This window comes from Marinobacter sediminicola (assembly GCF_031157525.1).
In the GTDB taxonomy this organism is placed as follows: Bacteria; Pseudomonadota; Gammaproteobacteria; order Pseudomonadales; family Oleiphilaceae; genus Marinobacter; species Marinobacter sediminicola.
On the sequence record NZ_JAVIXR010000006.1, the window covers coordinates 78976 to 97432 of the forward strand.

Below are 18457 nucleotides of genomic sequence, written 5' to 3' on the forward strand. Positions count from 1 at the left end.
AAGGACAAGGACCGGGCGACGAGGGCATAGTTCAGGCAGCAGCCAGGCGACCCTTGCGCTGACGCTGCATCACAAACGCTATTGCGGCAAGCCCGATGCCAGCCAGATCAGATACCAGCCCCCCTTCAATCATCATCAGTGCGGCGCCAATCAGCAATATACGGACGATCCAGGACGCTGTGATGTTTCCAAACCAGCCCAGTACACCGCCCGAGAGCAGGTATACGCCAAAGAGCGCCGTAACCAGTGCCCGTGCTATATCGAACCAGCCAGCCTCCATCAAAAGAGCGCCGTTATAGAAGAACATGAAAGGTACGATAAACGCCGCGATACCAATTCTGAAAGAGGCCACAGAGGTTTCCATAGCGTTGGCGCCGGAGATACCTGCCGCCGCATAAGAAGCCAGGGCAACCGGCGGAGTAATGGCGGAAACCACCGCAAAGTAGAACACGAAGAAGTGCGCCGTCAGAGGTTCGATACCCAGCTGCACCAGGCCCGGCGCAACTACCGAAGCCGCCACCGCATAGGCCGCCGTCGTGGGCATCCCCATGCCCAGCAAGATGGAGATAAACATGGCGAAAATCAGCGCCAGCAATTGGCTTGCCTCGGCCACATCAAGTAACAGCACAGAGAAGCGTGCTCCAACCCCGGTCAAGGAAATAACACCGACAATAACGCCCGCTGCCGCACACACCACAATAATCTGTATGGCCATGTAGGAGGCCGTTTCCAGCGCGTGTAAAATCTGCCGAATGCCCATTTTGTTGGGTGAAAACCAACTAACTACCGCCGCAGACACCATCGCCAACGTACCGGCTCGTATCACCGAATAGCCCATAAACAGGGCTACCACCAAAATAATAATGGGCAGGAACAGATAGCACTGCTTAACCATGGTGCGCAGCTTGGGCAGCTCATCTTCCCGCATGCCACGCATACCGGTTTTCGCCGCTTCAAAATCCACCATAAAATACACAGACGCGAAGTAAAGAATCGCTGGAATAATGGCGGCAATGGCGATTTCGGTATATGGGATACCGGTAATCTCGGCCATAATGAAGGCACCTGCCCCCATAATCGGCGGCATGATCTGGCCACCCGTAGACGCAGCTGCTTCTACCGCGCCGGCGGATTTTTTGCTGTAACCCACTTTTTTCATCAGCGGGATAGTTAGCGAGCCGGTAGACACAACGTTACCGGCACTGGTGCCGTTGATCATGCCCATCAGACCAGAGGCAAAAATAGAGACCTTCGCAGGGCCGCCCCGTGAACGGCCAGCCGCCGCGAACGCGAAATTCACGAAGTAATCGCCCACTTTGGACGACTGCAAAAATGCCGCAAAAATAATGAATAGAATAATGTAGGTAGACGACACCGCTGTGGTGGGCCCAAGAATACCTGCATCGGTATACACTTGGCTGAAGAAACGCTGCACTGAAAGCCCGGGGTAGCCCAGAAAACCTGGCAGATACGGCCCGGCAAATACGTACACCAAAAACACCAGCCCGATAATCACCAGAGCCAAGCCGGCCACCCGGCGCGTAAGTTCCATTATCAGCGCAGTACCCGCCACTGCAGCAAAAGAAATGCCCACCGGCGCGAAAGATGTGCCCGTGGACATGCGCATGGAGGTGTTAAAAGCCACAAGAAAATAGGCCGCAACCGCGATCGAACACACAATCAACACCAGATCCGGCAGGCTGAAGCGCGAGCGTTCACGCTGGTGGAACCAGCTCAGCACAATGCCCACACCCGTTGCCGCCAGCAACGGCCAGCCAAAATGCCAGGTTTCCAGATCGACCGGAATCCGCATGGCTCCGTTCTGAACCATCTGCCAAAACGAGTAAGTCTGATACAACACATAAAAGGCAGGTAAAAGCGCTACAGCACCGATCCATGTTGTCCACCGGTGGCGAGCGGAGCCTTCTTCAGCAGAGACAAAGCGCGCACCCGCGAACAGAACAAAACCTAAAACGAGCGCGCCGGCAATATGCACAATCCGGAACGACCAGGTTTCCAAAGGCGCAATATTCAGCGAATAGAGATGGAAAGAGGAGTAAACAATGGCCAGTAATGTTACAAACTTCAGCATCCTGCCTTCAAACAGCCTGCGGTTTGCTTCTACTGGCTCTTTGTCCACGTCGTGGGCAAGCACGTGGTCTTCGCCCACCTCTATATCAGAAAAGTCTTTGGGGTGTCGTTCGAGTGTCATTGGGGGTCCTGCCTGCAGGCAAATCGGAGCCGGAAAACTGCCGGCTATTATTCAGGGGCCTTGCGACCCCTTTCTTTCAACCATTCAAATCAGCAGTCTTACTTGATCTTGCTTTCTTCGATGGTGTAGCCGTTCTCGTTGAACCAGCGAGCGGCGCCTTTGTGCCAAGGCAGCACGTTGTTCTTGCTGTAGTTCTCAGGAATGGAGTTGCGGGCAGCTTTGTGAATAGAAACCATCCGTTCGTTCTGCTCCATGGTCAGCTTGGTGATTTCATACACAAAGCTTTCCGGCATATCGCAATTCACCATGGCAAAGTTCCACATGGATACAACGCGCGATGGCTCATCCAGGGACTGGTAGGTGGCCGCTGGAATAATGAACTCAGACACCGGGAAGTTATCTGTAACCTTTTTGGCTTCGGCATCGGTCATACCAATGATGTTCACATCGGTTTGAACTTCCAGCTGGCTAACGGCTGGAATGGGGATGCCTGCGGCAAACGCGACAACATCAATCAGGCCGTCCTGAAGCTGTCCGCCAAGATCCGACCAGCTGCCGTTACGACGCTTGAAGTTCACACCCAGGGTTTCCATCATGCGCGGGAAATAGGTGTCGGAGGTTGAGCCAGCCGGGCCGAAGCCAATGGTGGCACCATCTGGAATATCAGAAATAGACTTGATTCCGGAGCTGGTCAGCGCCGTGACCGAAAAAGGCGTTTCGTACATGGGGAACATGGCACATACGTTGTCCATCTTCATGCCTGGCGCCAGCGGGCTGTTGCCATCCATGGATTCGCGAGCCGGGCCCATGGTAGTGAGGCCAAACTTGAGATCGCCAGTATGCACTAACGCCATATTCTGCATTGGCCCGCCAGTAATTTCAGCACCGCCCGAAACGCCCAGATTTTCTGCAACAAAGTTAGCCCAACCTGAGCCGTAGGCGAAATAGGTGCCGCCCTGACTGGCTGTACCAACGGTAAAGTTATCCGGCCAACCGGCCCGATCCTGGGCAACAACGGGACTTGCAACAACAAGAGTAGAGGCGAATGCCGCCGCGAGAATGGCTTGGTTCTTCATAGAGACTGCTCCCTGATTCGTTTTGTTTATTGGGTGCTCGACGGAGCCCGAAGGGGCTGCGATAACTCTTTAAAGATAGCAAATAGCGGGCCATTAGAAAGAAACCCATATAAAACATAAACATCCAAAAATGCCACGCTTAAAAGACCAGGAAATTGGGTACCTTTCCACCCATTACCGCGCCGCATTGGGTGAACTTCCGCCAGCACAAAAGCAGCTGCAACCCCAGGCGCAATCATTCGCCTTCTAAATACTTTTTTATAGGTACTATCCGCCAAATCTCCTGCCCATATCAGGCCACTCACGGGCACCTCTCCGCTTTAACCTGTTTGATATTTAGTATTCAAACCATTATTCTGCACCGATTGAACAGTCATTCAACAAATTGAACATTCATTCAATCCACAGCAGGTCACAGGGCGCATGGCACGACCGGGAATTGAGTCAATCAGGCGGCAACAGCTGATCGACGCAACATTGAGCGTTATCGAAACCCACGGTTTCCAAGGTGCAACCATAGGGAAAATTGCAGCGGCTTCGGAGTTGTCGGTGGGCATTGTGAGCCATTATTTCGGCGGCAAGCAGGGCCTGCTGGAAGCCACCATGCGATACCTGCTCTCGTGCCTGCAACAGGACGCCTCAAGATTGATGGCCAGCCGGCCCAGCAACCCTCGTGAGAGCTTGATGGCCATAGTCGACGCCAACTTCTCCGGCGTTCAGACCCACGCTCAGTCGGCTAAAACCTGGCTGGCGTTCTGGACCCAGGCCATGCACAGCCCGGAGTTGATGAGACTTCAGCGGGTGAACGAGCGCCGCCTGCTTTCGAACCTGATTTTCCATTTGCGCCAGTTGATGCCCCCTGGGCCGGCGCAAGCAACCGCGCAAACAGTCGCTGCCATGATCGACGGTTTCTGGCTGCGCGCCGCCATGAGTGAGGGCCGGATTGAACCCGACCAGGCCGTTGCCCTTTGCAAAACCTACATCGACCAAGCCATCCAGGCGAATAACGGAGCCAGCAAATGACATTGCCCGTGTACCAGTCTTTTATTAACGGCCAGCCACTGGCAAACCAGAGTGGCGAACGCTTCGACGTGGTGAACCCTGCCACTGGCAAGCTGATTTATCAGGTTGAACAGGCTGATGAATTCGTTATGCAAGCAGCGGTCAAGAGTGCCCGGGAAGGCTTCGAAACCTGGTCTGCCATGAGCGGGCTTGAGCGCGGGCGTATTCTCAACCGGGCCGCCAATATTCTGCGTGAACAGAATGATGAGCTGGCAAAGGTCGAAGTGCTGGATACCGGCAAACCCTGGCAGGAAGCCAGCGTGGTCGATGTGGTCACCGGTGCCGATTCTGTAGAGTATTTCGCCGGTCAGGCTTCCAGTATTACCGGCGAAAGCCAGCACCTGGGGCCGGATTTCTTCTATACCCGCCGCGAACCTCTGGGCGTATGCGCTGGCATTGGCGCGTGGAACTACCCTCTGCAGATTGCCTGCTGGAAGTCTGCCCCCGCTCTGGCGTGCGGCAACAGCATGATCTTCAAGCCATCCGAAGAAACCCCGCTGGGCGCCATCAAGCTTGCCGAGATTTACATCGAAGCCGGCGTGCCTGCTGGTGTATTCAACGTAGTGCAAGGCGATTACCGGGTGGGTCAGATGCTGACCGCCGAACCGTCCATTGCAAAAGTCTCGTTTACCGGCGAAGCGAAAACCGGCCGCACAGTGATGGCCGATTCTGCCTCGTCTCTCAAATCCGTGACCATGGAACTGGGCGGCAAATCCCCGCTGATGGTTTTTGAAGATACCGACCTGGAGCAGGCGGTTTCAGCGGCCATGCTGGGCAACTTCTACACCCAAGGCGAGGTGTGCACCAACGGTACCCGCGTGTTTGTTCAACGTTCCATCTATAACGCCTTCCTTGAGGAACTGGTAAGAAGAACCGAGAACAACATCATCGCTGGCGACCCGGAACACCCAGACACCAATTTTGGCTCCCTGATCAGCGCCAAGCATCGCGACCTGGTGATGAAGTACATCGTCAGTGCCAAAGCTGAAGGGGCGCGCTTGCTCACCGGCGGCAAGACCCTGCAACCGACTGGTTTTGAAGGCGGCTATTTTGTGGCGCCCACAATCTTCGCCGACTGCACCGATGACATGACCATTGTGCGGGAAGAAATTTTCGGCCCGGTGATGTCGGTACTGCCGTTCGATACTGAAGAAGAAGTGATCCAGCGCGCCAACAACACAGACTACGGCCTGGCAGCGGCAGTGTTCACCGCAGACATTATTCGCGCGCACCGCGTTATCCATCAAATTGAAGCAGGCATTTGCTGGATCAACAGCTTTGGTGCCTCGCCGGCGGAAATGCCTGTGGGCGGTTACAAACTCTCGGGACTGGGCCGCGAGAATGGTCGCGAAACACTCGCCCATTACACCCAGATCAAATCCGTTTACGTTGGAATGGCCCCGCTTGAGTCGCCATTTTAACCCGCGCCTTCAAACCAGAGCCTCTGCGGATGACCTATCCGCCTTCGCATTAAGGAGACCGTTTTGCAGTTTGATAATGAATTTGACTATGTGATTGTCGGCACCGGCTCCGCCGGCTGCGTATTGGCGAACCGCTTGAGTGAAAGTGGAAATGACCAGGTTCTGGTTCTGGAAGCCGGGCGCCGTGACAACGGCTGGAAAATTCACATGCCCGCGGCGCTCATGTTCAACCTCATGGACGACAAGCACAACTGGTACTACCACACCGAGCCCCAGGAATACATGAACAACCGGAAGCTGTATTGGCCCAGGGGCAAGGTTTGGGGCGGCGGTTCCACCCTGAATGCCATGGTGTATATCCGTGGCCACGCCTACGACTACGACCGCTGGCACGATGAAGGTGCCAAAGGCTGGCGCTATCAGGACGTGCTGCCCTACTTCCGCAAAGCCGAAAGCCGGGAAAAAGGCGCTGACGACTACCGCGGTGGCAATGGCCCGCTGAACGTACACACCGGCGACGAGCCCAACCCCCTGTTTGGCGCCTTTCTTGAGGCTTCCCAGCAGGCAGGCTACCCCTATACAAAAGACATGAACGGCTACCAGCAGGAAGGCGTTGGCGAGATGGACATGACTATCAAAAAAGGTCGGCGCTGGAGCGCAGCTCAAGCCTACCTGCGCCCCGCCCTGAACCGCCCGAACCTGACCGCTGAAACCGGCGCCATGACCACCCGCATTCTGTTTGAAGGCGATACCGCCGTGGGCGTGGAATACATTCAGAAAGGGAAAGCCCTTCGTGTGAAGGCCCGCAAAGAAGTCATCGTAAGCGGCGGTGCCATCAACTCGCCGCAACTATTGATGTTGTCAGGCATAGGCGCGGAAGACGAGCTGAAAGAACACAACATTCCTGTAGTGGCCGACCGCCCTGGTGTCGGCAAAAACCTTCAAGACCACCTGGAAATCTACGTTCAGCACAAATCCACCCAGCCGGTCACTTTGTACAAGTACACCACCCAGCCGGGCAAAACCCTGGCCGGCATGAAGTGGTTTATCAACAACGATTGGGGCGCCTGCCGCACCGCCCACCTGGAAGCTGGCGGCTTTATTCGTTCGGAAGCGGGCGTTCAGCACCCGGATATCCAATATCACTTCCTGCCGTCCCAGGTAATTGATCACGGCCGGAAAGACGCTGAGTGCCATGGCTATCAGGCCCACGTTGGCCCCATGCGCCCCACCAGTCGCGGATTCATTAAACTGAAATCCGCCAATCCGAGCGACCACCCGATTATTGATCCCAAACTGCTCAGCACCGAACGTGACCGCTGGGAAATGCGCCAAAGCATAAAACTGACCCGGGAAATCTTTGCCCAATCTGCGTTTGACCCTTTCCGGGGCGAAGAACTGCGCCCGGGTGCCAGCGCCACTACCGACGACGATATTGATGCGTTCGTCCGCAAATACGCGGACAGCGCCTACCACCCCTCATGCACCTGCAAAATGGGCGCAGCCGATGACCCCATGGCGGTAGTTGACGAGCAGGCACGGGTTTATGGCGTGAACAACCTTCGTGTGGTGGATGCCTCCATCATGCCCAGCATGGTAAGCGGCAACCTGAATGCACCCACCATCATGCTGGCCGAAAAATGTGCCGACCACATACGTGGCCTTGAGCCACTCGCTCCCTCACCCGCACCGGTATGGGAACACCCTGACTGGAAAAACGCACAACGCTAACGCTGTGACACAAAACCAAGAAAGGAGAGAACCAATGAAGAAACTCATGATGGCCTGTGCAGGCCTTGCGATCAGTGGCGCTGCCACCGCTGCCCCGAACGCCGCATGTGAAACCGTGCGTTTTGCAGATGTAGGCTGGACCGACATAACCGCCACTACCGCGCTGGCATCCGAAGTACTGAAAGGCATGGGGTACACCCCTACGGCAAAAGTCCTGTCTGTGCCAGTGACCTACCGCTCACTCAAAAACAAGGACATCGATGTGTTCCTGGGCAACTGGATGCCCACCATGGAAGGCGATGTCCGCCCTTACCTGGAAAGCGGTGATGTAGAAACCGTGATCACCAACCTGGAAGGCGCCAAATACACACTGGCGGTTCCCCAGTATGTTTACGATGCAGGCGTTACCAGCTTTGCCGACATCGCCAAGCACTCCGACGAGTTTGATGGCCGCATCTACGGCATCGAGCCGGGCAACGACGGCAACCGTCTGATCCAACAGATGGTAGACGAAGATGCCTTCGGCCTGGGCGATTTCCGTGTGGTCGAGTCCAGTGAAGCGGGCATGCTGTCACAGGTAAGCCGCGCAACCCGTCGCAACAACTGGGTTGTTTTTCTGGCTTGGGAACCGCACCCGATGAACGCTAACCATGAGCTGGCGTATCTTGAAGGTGGCGACGACTTCTTCGGCCCCAACTACGGTGGCGCAACCGTGCACACCAACGTTCGCAAGAACTACACCAGCGAGTGCCCGAACGTTGGCAAGCTGCTGAACAACCTCACCTTCTCCCTGACCATGGAGAACGAAGTGATGGGCGCCATCCTGAATGACGGCGAAGAGCCAAACGATGCTGCAAAGGCATGGCTGGCCAGCAACCCCGAGGTACTCAACGCCTGGCTTGAAGGCGTGACCACCCTTGACGGCAAAGAAGCTCTGCCCGCCGTTAAAGCATCCCTTAAATAACCTCTAGTGCCCGGGGGCAACCCCGGGCACCTGCCATGCACTGCCTGATTCACTCATTTTCCGTGCCGGCCCTGGCCCGCACCCAAAAAGACATAAAACCATGAACTGGATAACTGAGCATCAACTACCCTTCGGCGACTTCATGGAAGCCATTGTTGATTTTCTGGTGATCAATTTCAGCGGCTTTTTCGACGCCGTTTCCGAAACTCTCAGAAGCATGATTCATGGCCTGACCGACGCGCTTCTCTGGGTTCCACCTCTTGCATTGGTAGCCCTGTTTACTGCGGCCGCCCACATTCGTCACCGCCGCTGGGGGCTCACCGCCTTCACCGCTGTCAGCTTTCTGTTAATTCTGAACATCGGCTATTGGGAAGACACCATGGCCACATTGTCACTGGTGCTTTACGCAACCGTGCTGTGCATTCTGATTGGCATTCCCCTGGGCATATACGCGGCCCACAGCACCTGGCTTTACCGGTTTCTGCAGCCGGTGCTGGATCTTATGCAAACCATTCCACCGTTTGTGTACCTGATCCCCACCCTCACACTGTTTGGCCTGGGCGTGGTACCCGGTGTTATCTCCACCGTGATTTTTGCCATCGCCGCCCCCGTAAGGCTGACCTATCTGGGCATTTCCCAGGTACCCACCGAGCTGGTTGAAGCCGGTAAATCCTTCGGCTGCACCAACCGCCAACTGCTATTCAAAGTAGAACTGCCCGCGGCCATGAGCTCCATTGGTGCCGGTATCACCCAGTGCATCATGCTATCGCTCTCCATGGTTGTTATTGCCGCGCTGGTCGGTGCTGATGGCTTGGGTGTCCCGGTTGTACGCGCCCTGAACACCGTCGACATAGGCAAGGGCTTTGAAGCCGGCCTCGCCATTGTATTACTGGCCATCTGGATGGACCGTTTTTTCCGCCAGAAAGGCGCTGCGGAGACCTCAGCATGATTGAAATCGATAACGTTAACGTTGTGTTCGGCAAGCAACCCCAACGAGCCTTGCCACTGATTGAACAGGGCCTGGAACGCGCCGAGATTCGTGATCAGACCGGTTTGGTGGTGGGCGTACAGAATGCCAACCTGAGTGTGAAAAAAGGCGAAATCTGCGTGCTGATGGGGCTCTCCGGTTCCGGAAAGTCGAGCCTGCTGCGCTGTATAAACGGCTTGAACGAGGTCACCAGCGGTGCCATTCGCATCAAGCACGACAACTACATGGTGGACTTCACCCAGGCCAGCGAAAAGCTACAGCGAGACATACGCACGCGCCACATTTCCATGGTATTCCAGAGCTTCGCCCTGATGCCCTGGCTGACCGTGGAAGACAACGTGGCTTTCGGCCTTGAGTTGCAAGGCCTTGGCAAAGCCGAGCGCCGCAAGAAAGTGGCCCGCCAACTGGAACTGGTTGGCCTTTCAGGCTGGGCCAATCGCCGGCCTGATGAACTCTCCGGCGGCATGCGCCAGCGAGTGGGCCTGGCACGGGCACTGGCCACAGAATCTGAAATACTGCTGATGGACGAGCCGTTCTCTGCCCTTGACCCGCTAATCCGCCATCAGCTTCAGGACGAACTGCTGACCCTGCAGGAAGAGCTGCAAAAGACCATCGTTTTCGTGAGCCACGACCTGGACGAAGCCCTGAAGCTGGGCTCCCACATCGCCATCATGAAAGACGGCCAGATAGTGCAGCACGGCAAGCCGGAATCCATCGTGCTGGAACCTGCGAACGATTACGTGAAAAGCTTCGTTGCCAGCACCAACCCGCTGAACGTTCTGGCGGCACGCTCCCTGGCACTGCCCATTGGCCAGATACAGGAAGACTCCAGAGGCAACCGCTGCCTCAACAAGCGCTACGACACCTGGCTACACACACCGGATGTGGCAGAAAAAGCCGTAGTCACCAGTGGCGGCCAAACCTTCCAGACCCAAGCCTGGCAGGAAGGCCAAGCCATCGAAAGCCTGGCCAAACAACCCACCCGCATCGCCCCGAATACACCTCTGCGGGATGCCGTAGAGATTCGATATTTCACCGGCCATAGCCTTCTGGTGGAAGAAAGCGGCCAGATTACCGGCGCCATAGGCGACCGGGAGCTTTACCACGCCATGCTGGGTAAGCATCTGGACGACAGCTAGGCGAGCTTTATCGCCGGTCAATAATCATAAAACGACTAACCTTTAAAAAAGGACATCTATGAATATCCGAAACATCACGGCGGGTGCGGGGCTGCTTGCTTCATCCCTCCTGCTGGCAGCCTGTGCCCCCTTGCAAACAGACTCTCAAGCCGCATTGGCTGAGCCTGAAAAAGCCAAAAACGTCATCATGATTATTGGCGACGGCATGGGCCCGCAACAAATTGGCCTGCTGCTAGCTTATGCCAAGCAAGCGCCCAACTCGGTCATCACCGACGGCATCACTGCCTTTGACCGTATTGCCGAAAACGGCCCCATGGGCATCTCCATGACCCACGCCAATGACAACCTGGTTGTTGACTCCGCGGCCTCTGCCACCCAACTGGCCACCGGAAAACTCGCTGGCGCCGAAATGATTGGCGCAGACAAAGACGGCAACACAGCGGAAAGCATTCTGGAGAAAGCGAAAAAGCTGGGCAAATCCACCGGCCTGGTGTCTGACACCCGCATCACCCACGCCACACCCGCCGGTTTTGCGGCCCACCAGAGCCACCGCAGCCTGGAAAATGACATTGCCGTGGACCTGCTGAATAACAACGTAGACGTGATGTTGTCTGGTGGCCTGCGCTACTGGATTCCAGCATCCGCCAATGATGAGCAATCCGCTGCGCGCCTGGAACTGGAAGCATTGACTGAAGGCTCTGTGCGCATCAAATCCAAGCGCAAGGACGACCGCAATCTGGTTGCCGAAGCGCAGCAACAAAACTACGACCTGGCGTTCAATCTTGATCAGATGAACCAGGCAGATGGCAAAATGCTCGGTTTATTTGCCTATTCCTCATTGCCTAACGCCATTGTTGAGAACCAGACCAAAAACGACCCGAACCGCACCATTCCCACATTGAAAGAAATGTCGGAAAAAGCCATCGGCTCGCTGTCACAGAACGAAAAGGGCTTCTTTCTGATGATTGAAGCCGGCCAGATTGACTGGGCAGGCCATTACAACGACACAGGTACCATGCTGCATGAAATGCTGCGCATGAACGAAACCCTGAACTACGTACTGGACTGGGCAGAAGGCCGGGATGACACGCTGGTTGTTGTCACTGCCGACCACGAAACCGGCGGCTTCGGCTTCAGCTACTCCGCCAACGACCTGCCCCACGGCCGTGACCTGCCGGGCGATGTGTTCAAGGAACAGCAGTTCAAGCCAGGCTTCAACTTTGGCGATGTATCCACTCTGGACAAGCTGTATGAGCAGAATTCATCCTATGGCGACATCTTCTACAGCCAATTCGACGGTTTGAGCGAAGATGAGCAAACCCCCGCCAACCTGGCGCGCATCGTAAACGCGGAAACCCAGTTCGACATAACCGAAGAACAGGCGGCCCGGGTACTGGCCACAGAAGACAACCCCTTCTACACCGAAGGCCACTCGTACCTGAGCACCAAAACCGTACCAAAAATGGACGTAAACGGTGCCTTCTTCGTGTACCAGACAGACGACAACCGCCAGAACCTGCTGGCCCGCGAAGTTGCTGAACAGCAGAATGTAGTCTGGTCTACAGGTACTCACACCAACACTCCGGTGCTGGTCTTCACCCAGGGGCCAGCTAAAGTGGCGGAGCCTTTTGGCAAGATTCTGCACCATACGGATATTGGTCAGTTTGCCATGGAGGCGATGGAAGACTAGCTGGCGAATCGAAAACGCCGACCCCGCAATCATGCAGGGTCGGTATCCTACTGAAAAACCCTCTACCTACCTCGTCCGCAGTGGACATTGCACCAAAGGTTCAGCCTTGGGGTACCGTTTTATACCGGGTTAACTTATGCTTCTCAAAAGCATTGAAATTGAGGCCTTGGACGTTTTCAGCCTTCGCATGTGCAGGCAGAAAATAAAAATCCTGAAAATCGGTGTGATCCGGAGCGTTCATGGATGTTTCGTCGGACAGAACAAACATTCCCTTTAGGCCGACAGGGGCGAGGCTGCACTTCCGAAACGCACTGTTTTTTATTTTTTCTTTTTGGTTCCTGAACCAGATCGCTTACCTCTTCGAGGTTGCCGAAGGCATTAGCGTCTTTTACCCGCCCTCCGGGTTTGCGATGCTGCTGATTTATCTTTTCGGAGCAAAATACCTACCTGTTTTTCTTGTTGCGATAATATTGGGCGGTCTTCCACAGCGGGATGTTTTCAACTACAACCTGGAAATGCTAGCTCCCGACCTGAGAATGTTTCTTACTTACGGCGTCGCCGGTCTAATACTGAAAAAACTAAACCCTGAAAAACATACAGTTAGCGCAAAATTCTACTATACACTGATATTAATATTCATAATCACTGCGCTTCTAGCTTCTGCCGTTTTTGTTATGGGCTCCAGTACTATAGGTAGTACGTTCAGTTCGTCATGGCGCGAGCAGGTTCCCCTGTTTTTTATCGGGAATCTAACCGGCGCACTGACCGCACTTCCGATATTTATATTTTTCCTTCATGTTAGATCCTGCGGATGGAACAATGTAAAGCTCACCATTCATCGAGATATTCTGAAGCCCGACAAGTTAGTTGCGTTCCTCATCATAATATTACTATCATTTTTGGTTTTATCTCTTGGCAAGTTCAGCGAGAACTACTCAAGCTACTACTACGTGATTCTGATCCCCATTATCTGGACCTCTGTTAAATGGGGATTAGGCATTGGATTGATGTATGCGTTTATTGGAAACCTGTTAACACTTTCCTTTTACGTTCTATTTGGCTACTCATTCTATGGAATGCTAGAAGTTCAGTTGATCTTCGCCATGTCGATAATTTCTACTGTGCTGATTGGGCTGGTACACGAGCAAAAGGATATTTTTTATGAAGAGTCCATTTATGATGAGCTAACAGGGCTCGCAAACATGAGACTGTTCAAAAAATTAAGTGCCTCCATGATCGCCAATGCAGAAAGAAATACAGAAACAATCGCGCTGTTGTTTGTCGATATTGATGGATTCAAAGCTATTAACGACACATTTGGCCATAGAGCCGGCGATCAAGCGCTTGAGAAGATTGGTGAACTATTGAAGAACAGCCTTAGGGATGCGGATTTTGTGGCGCGCTATGGCGGTGATGAATTCATCATCCAGTTGAATGGTGGAATCTCCGAAAAAGACGCAGGGGCAGTTGCCTCAAGTATCATCAAAAATATGTCTAAACCCTTTCAGTTCGATAACGGCGCAGCCACCATAGGTGCGAGCATTGGCATTGCTATCTATCCCAAAGATGGAGCAAATGTAGACACCTTGATCAGCAAGGCAGACAAAGCCATGTATGCGGCCAAAAAGAGCGGGAAAAACTGCTTCCGGCTATACAGCCAACCATCATTTCAGTAACCAGGGAGCCCTTCAGGATCACAAGTTCGCTGCAAAACACCACCCCCGACACCAGCAAAGACCCTCTCCGCTGGCGCATTCTTATCGTGCTGCTCATGGCGATTTTTATGTCGCTCATGGGCGTGAGTGTGATCAACGTAGCCTTGCCCTCAATCAAGCACGCTTTGGCTGCCAGTCAGTCTGATATCCAGTGGGTGCTCTCTGGTTATGCGCTCACTTTCGGCGTGGTGCTGGTCAGCGCCGGGCGTGCCGGGGATCTCATGGGGCGCGGCGGCTTTTTTATTCTGGGCGTTACCATTTTCACCCTCGCCTCTGTTGCCGCCGGGCTCGCACCGGATGCGGACTGGCTGAATACGGCTCGCTTTGTTCAGGGGGTCGGTTCTGGATTATTGAACCCCCAGGGCATGGGCATGATCCAGCAGTATTTTCAGGGTCCAGATCGCGCCCGCGCCTTTGGCTTTTTCGGCACCACAGTGGGGGTTTCTGTCGCAATCGGGCCTGTTTTGGGTGGGCTGTTGATTCAATTGGGTGGCGCAGATATAGGCTGGCGGCTCACGTTTCTTATTAATGTGCCTATCGGCTTGCTAACCCTGGTGTTGGCGTTCCTCTGGTTTCCCCGCCCGTTAATACACAAACCCAAACAACAAGCCGACAAGGGTCTCGGTTCTCTTGACCCAGTGGGCGCTTTGTTGTTGGGCCTGGGGGTGTTAGCCGTGCTCTATCCTTTTGTTGAATCTGGCTCGTCTGATATGGTTTGGCTGTTGCTTCCAACAGGCCTGTTGCTGTTTTACCTCTGGGTTCAATGGGAGCGGTGGTATACCCGGCGTGGCTATAGCCCTATGGTGGATCTGACCATTTTCGCCATATCCAGCTACCGTAATGGCAGTGTCATCATGTTTCTATATTTTCTTGGGATGACCAGTGTTTGGGTTCTGGTGCCCGTGTACGCTCAGCAAGGCGTTGGGTTTTCGGCTTTTGAAGCGGCGATGATCGGCGTCCCTTCAGCATTGCTGTCTGCCTGGTCCGCCAACTGGGCTGGTAAGCGCGTCAATCAGCACGGCCGCAAGGTTGTCATCGGGGGCTTGATGTTGGCGGTATTCGGTTTGCTGTCCAGCATTGCCGTGGTGCAGTTGCACCAGCACACAGGCTTGAGTCTATGGTGGTTGCTGTTATCTCTGGCCTTTTTTGGCCTTGGCCATGGGTCAGTGATCAGCCCCAACCAGGCACTTACACTGGCTGAGGTGCCACTGACCTACGCAGGTAGCTCCGGTGCCATTATGCAAACCGGCCAGCGCATTGGCACATCTGTTGGCATTGCCATGATCACAGCCGTTGTGTTCGCCGTAACAGCTCAGAGCTCCTGGCACACAGCAGTGAGCCTTGGGTTCCTGACGATCATGCTGGTCATTCTGTTAGCATTATTCATGGCCTTTAAAGACCTGCGGGCCCGACGTACGCAGAAAGCTGCCATAACAACAGCAAAACAACTCTGAGGCATGTCGTGACACTATCCAGTGATGATAATTATATTGTAGTAACCACGCCTGAAGCGGCCGTTGACCGGCTAGCCGTCCTTTACGAAGAAGCTACCAGCTCACTGCGTGCAGCGCTAAAGCAGTACCTTGTTGATCGCCAATTACCAACGAACGCCCACTCCGCATTTCGCTACCCCGAGCTGCGCCTGACTTATCGGGTCCTGGGGGAAATACCAAGTAGTATACGCGCCTATGCGCGCCTTCAGGACCCGGGCGTTTACAGCATTACCGTCACCCAGCCAGCATCCTTCCGACGCTATCTGGAAAGCCAGCTAAAACTCCTCATGAGGGATTTCACGGTTGCCGTGGAAGTAGGCACAAGCCAGGTCAACATTCCTTACCCCTATGTGGTTGAGCAGGGCGACGAACTCGGTGCTTCCGGCGTTACGGCCCGCGAGCTTTCACGGGTATTCCCCAGCACGGACCTTTCTGCCACCGATGATGGCACCGCCGATGGCCTTTACGACTGGCAAGAACTTGAAGAGATGCCGCTGTCTCTATTCGATGCATCGCGCACCGATTTCTCACTGCGCAGGCTGGTGCATTACACCGGTAGTGATTGGAAACATGTACAGCCATGGATATTGCTGACGAACTACCACCGGTATGTGGATCAGTTTATTCGCCACGGCCTGGATATGTTGCAAGGCAGCTCCCGTTTTCAGAGCATGGTTTTACCCGGCGATGTGGTGATTGAGCGAGGGATGTGCGAAGAGGAAATGCAAACACTGGTGGACTCTGTGGTCTGGCACAGATTCCAGATGCCAGCCTACCACCTGAAGGCCAAGGAGCAAGGCCAGGGTATTACACTGGTCAACATCGGCGTGGGGCCTTCCAACGCCAAAAACATCACCGACCACCTTGCAGTATTGCGGCCCCACTGCTGGCTGATGATCGGTCACTGCGGCGGGCTGCGGCAATCCCAGGTAATCGGCGATTATGTGCTTGCCCATGCTTACATGCGCCGCGACGGTATTCTGGACAAGGTGTTGCCGCCAAATATCCCACTGCCGGCACTGGCCGAGGTACAACAGGTGCTGCAGCAGGCTGCTGCGGAGATTACCGGCGACGAGGGCGATACGCTCCGGCGGCGACTGCGTACCGGCACTGTATTGACCTACGATGATCGCAATTGGGAACTACGCTGGGCACAGGAACGCTCGCAAATTAATCTGGCCCGCGCCATCGCAGTAGATATGGAGAGTGGCACCATCGCCGCGCAGGGGTATCGGTTTCGCGTACCTTATGGCACCTTGCTATGTGTCAGTGACAAACCCCTGCACAGCGAGATCAAGTTACCCGGGGCGGCAGGGGCGTTTTACGAAAGCGCGGTTACCCAGCATTTGCATATCGGCATCCGCGCGCTGGAACTGATGCGAAGTGAGCGCTACACCTTACACTCGCGCAAACTGCGTAGCTTTGATGAGCCGCCGTTCCGGTGATTATAGCGGGCGCGGCTACCATCTCCCCTGCAACGTAGCCACAATCCGCCGACCATCGGCGTTGTCTCTATGTTCACAGAGGTACAAGCCCTGCCAAGTGCCTAGCGCAAGCCGGCCATGGTTTACTGGTAGGGTGAGTGATGGGCCAATAAGGATATTCTTGATGTGGGCCGGCATGTCGTCCGGCCCTTCTAGTACGTGCTCGTAGTGTGGCGCTCTCTCGGGCACCATCACGTTGAAATGGCGTTCGAGATCACCGCGTACGTTTGGGTCAGCATTCTCATTTACCGCCAGCGACGCCGAGGTGTGCTGAATAAACAGGTGCAGCAGCCCCACTTCGCAATTGGTCATTTCCGGCGCCTGAGCGAGAAGTTCATTGGTTACCAGATGAAAACCCCTTGGCAAGGGTGCAAGGTCAACGAATGTCTGATCCCAGATCATGGCGGCTCCTGTGGCTTATTTTTGAAGTTCATCCCAAGGATGCATGGGCACAACTGCTTCGCTCACCTCTGTTTCAAAGGAGCTGCGAAAGTAATCCATGGCTTTTTCTGCTTCGTTAAGCTCATCGAATCGAGCTATGTGGTAGATGGCTTCGCCTTCGTTAACGAGCGGCAGATTATTCACGCAGATAACAATGCCCGAGCAAGGCGACATAATCGCCGTTTCGGATTCGCCGAAAGGATCTGCCACCATGGCCAGCTTTTGGCCTTTGCGTACCTTCTGCCCAAGTTTGGCAACCGGCCGCATGATGCCATCAATCTCTGCCCTCACCCACTGGGAGTTAGCTGCAATTTCAGAACGCTTTTTCGATGTTGCGCGGCCCTTCCGTGGCGGAACCATTTCCAGCTCGCGCATCACTCGCATTACGCCTTTTACGCCACTGCCGATAACCACGTCGTCAAAGCGCAACGCCTCACCACCTTCGTAGGTGATGACAGGTATGTCCAGCGAATCAGCGTAGGCACGCAGACTGCCTTCCCGCAGGCCTGCATTAATAATCACCGGCGCTGCAAAGGCTTCGGCCATGCGTGCAGTTTCAGGGTTTTTCAGCTCGGCCCGCACCTGCGGCAGGTTGAACCGGTGAATAGCGCCCGTGTGCAAATCGATGATGTGCGTTACATGCTCCATAATCTGGGTGCGCAGAAGGTAAGCAATACGGCCGCCCAGAGAGCCTCTTTCGTTGCCGGGAAAACAGCGGTTCAGGTCGCGCCTGTCAGGCAGATAGCGCGTGCGGTGCACAAATCCAAAAATATTCACGATGGGCACCGCTATCAAGGTACCCCTCAGATTACGAAGCGCTGAATTGGTGAGCACTCGGCGCACAATTTCCACACCCGCGATTTCATCACCGTGTATGGCGCCACACACCATCAGCACAGGGCCATCGCGGCGCCCGTGCACGATTTCCACCGGTATATGCAGCGGCGTGTGGGTATACAGCTTCGCAATTGGAATTTCTACTTGTTGCCGGGTACCAGGTTTTACTTGCACTCCAGCCATCTCAAAGGGCGCGCGCGCCAT

General features: G+C 54.8%; 15 protein-coding genes. 10 read left to right on the forward strand and 5 right to left on the reverse strand.

From position 1 onward, the window contains the following. Positions 1-31: 31 nt before the first annotated feature. From RG807_RS10240 to RG807_RS10250, 3 genes are all read right to left on the reverse strand, one after another. Positions 32-2212, reverse strand: coding sequence for a TRAP transporter permease (locus RG807_RS10240; RefSeq protein WP_309044833.1), 2181 nt, complete (start codon positions 2210-2212; stop codon positions 32-34). Positions 2213-2310: 98 nt separating this feature from the next. After that, complete coding sequence (locus RG807_RS10245) at positions 2311-3288, reverse strand: TAXI family TRAP transporter solute-binding subunit (protein ID WP_309044834.1); 978 nt, start codon at positions 3286-3288, stop codon at positions 2311-2313. Positions 3289-3314: 26 nt separating this feature from the next. After that, positions 3315-3593, reverse strand: a complete 279-nt coding sequence (locus tag RG807_RS10250) for a hypothetical protein (protein ID WP_309044835.1) — start codon at positions 3591-3593, stop codon at positions 3315-3317. A gap of 118 nt (positions 3594-3711) precedes the next feature. Here RG807_RS10250 and betI point away from each other — a divergent pair, with 118 nt between their 5' ends. The 10 genes from betI (at position 3712) to amn (ending at position 16936) form a co-directional block, all read left to right on the forward strand. Then, positions 3712-4311, forward strand: coding sequence for a transcriptional regulator BetI (gene betI, locus RG807_RS10255; protein ID WP_309044836.1), 600 nt, complete (start codon positions 3712-3714; stop codon positions 4309-4311). Further along, entirely contained in the window at positions 4308-5771 is a 1464-nt protein-coding gene (gene betB / locus RG807_RS10260; RefSeq protein WP_309044837.1) for a betaine-aldehyde dehydrogenase, read from the forward strand. The genes betI and betB overlap by 4 nt, the downstream gene beginning before the upstream one ends. Positions 5772-5834: 63 nt before the next feature. After that, a complete protein-coding gene (locus RG807_RS10265) occupies positions 5835-7502 on the forward strand; it encodes a choline dehydrogenase (RefSeq protein ID WP_309044838.1) in 1668 nt (555 codons plus the stop codon). Between the two features lie 34 nt (positions 7503-7536). Then, on the forward strand, positions 7537-8466 hold the full coding sequence (locus RG807_RS10270) for a choline ABC transporter substrate-binding protein (RefSeq protein WP_298449832.1): 930 nt from the start codon (positions 7537-7539) through the stop codon (positions 8464-8466). A 100-nt stretch (positions 8467-8566) separates the two neighbouring features. Continuing rightward, a complete protein-coding gene (choW, locus tag RG807_RS10275) occupies positions 8567-9415 on the forward strand; it encodes a choline ABC transporter permease subunit (RefSeq protein ID WP_309044839.1) in 849 nt (282 codons plus the stop codon). After that, complete coding sequence (choV, locus tag RG807_RS10280) at positions 9412-10593, forward strand: choline ABC transporter ATP-binding protein (RefSeq protein ID WP_309044840.1); 1182 nt, start codon at positions 9412-9414, stop codon at positions 10591-10593. Before choW ends, choV begins: the two co-directional genes overlap by 4 nt. A 58-nt stretch (positions 10594-10651) precedes the next feature. Next, on the forward strand, positions 10652-12283 hold the full coding sequence (locus RG807_RS10285) for an alkaline phosphatase (RefSeq protein ID WP_309044841.1): 1632 nt from the start codon (positions 10652-10654) through the stop codon (positions 12281-12283). A gap of 239 nt (positions 12284-12522) precedes the next feature. Further along, complete coding sequence (locus RG807_RS10290; protein ID WP_309044842.1) at positions 12523-13959, forward strand: sensor domain-containing diguanylate cyclase; 1437 nt, start codon at positions 12523-12525, stop codon at positions 13957-13959. A gap of 95 nt (positions 13960-14054) precedes the next feature. Continuing rightward, entirely contained in the window at positions 14055-15452 is a 1398-nt protein-coding gene (locus RG807_RS10295) for an MFS transporter (RefSeq protein ID WP_309044843.1), read from the forward strand. An 8-nt stretch (positions 15453-15460) separates the two neighbouring features. Continuing rightward, entirely contained in the window at positions 15461-16936 is a 1476-nt protein-coding gene (gene amn / locus RG807_RS10300; protein WP_309044844.1) for an AMP nucleosidase, read from the forward strand. Between the two features lie 15 nt (positions 16937-16951). Here amn and RG807_RS10305 read toward each other — a convergent pair whose 3' ends face one another. Together RG807_RS10305 and RG807_RS10310 are read right to left on the reverse strand one after the other, a co-directional pair. After that, positions 16952-17377, reverse strand: a complete 426-nt coding sequence (locus RG807_RS10305) for a secondary thiamine-phosphate synthase enzyme YjbQ (protein ID WP_309044845.1) — start codon at positions 17375-17377, stop codon at positions 16952-16954. Positions 17378-17392: 15 nt separating this feature from the next. Beyond that, positions 17393-18457, reverse strand: a complete 1065-nt coding sequence (locus RG807_RS10310; protein WP_309044846.1) for a succinylglutamate desuccinylase/aspartoacylase family protein — start codon at positions 18455-18457, stop codon at positions 17393-17395.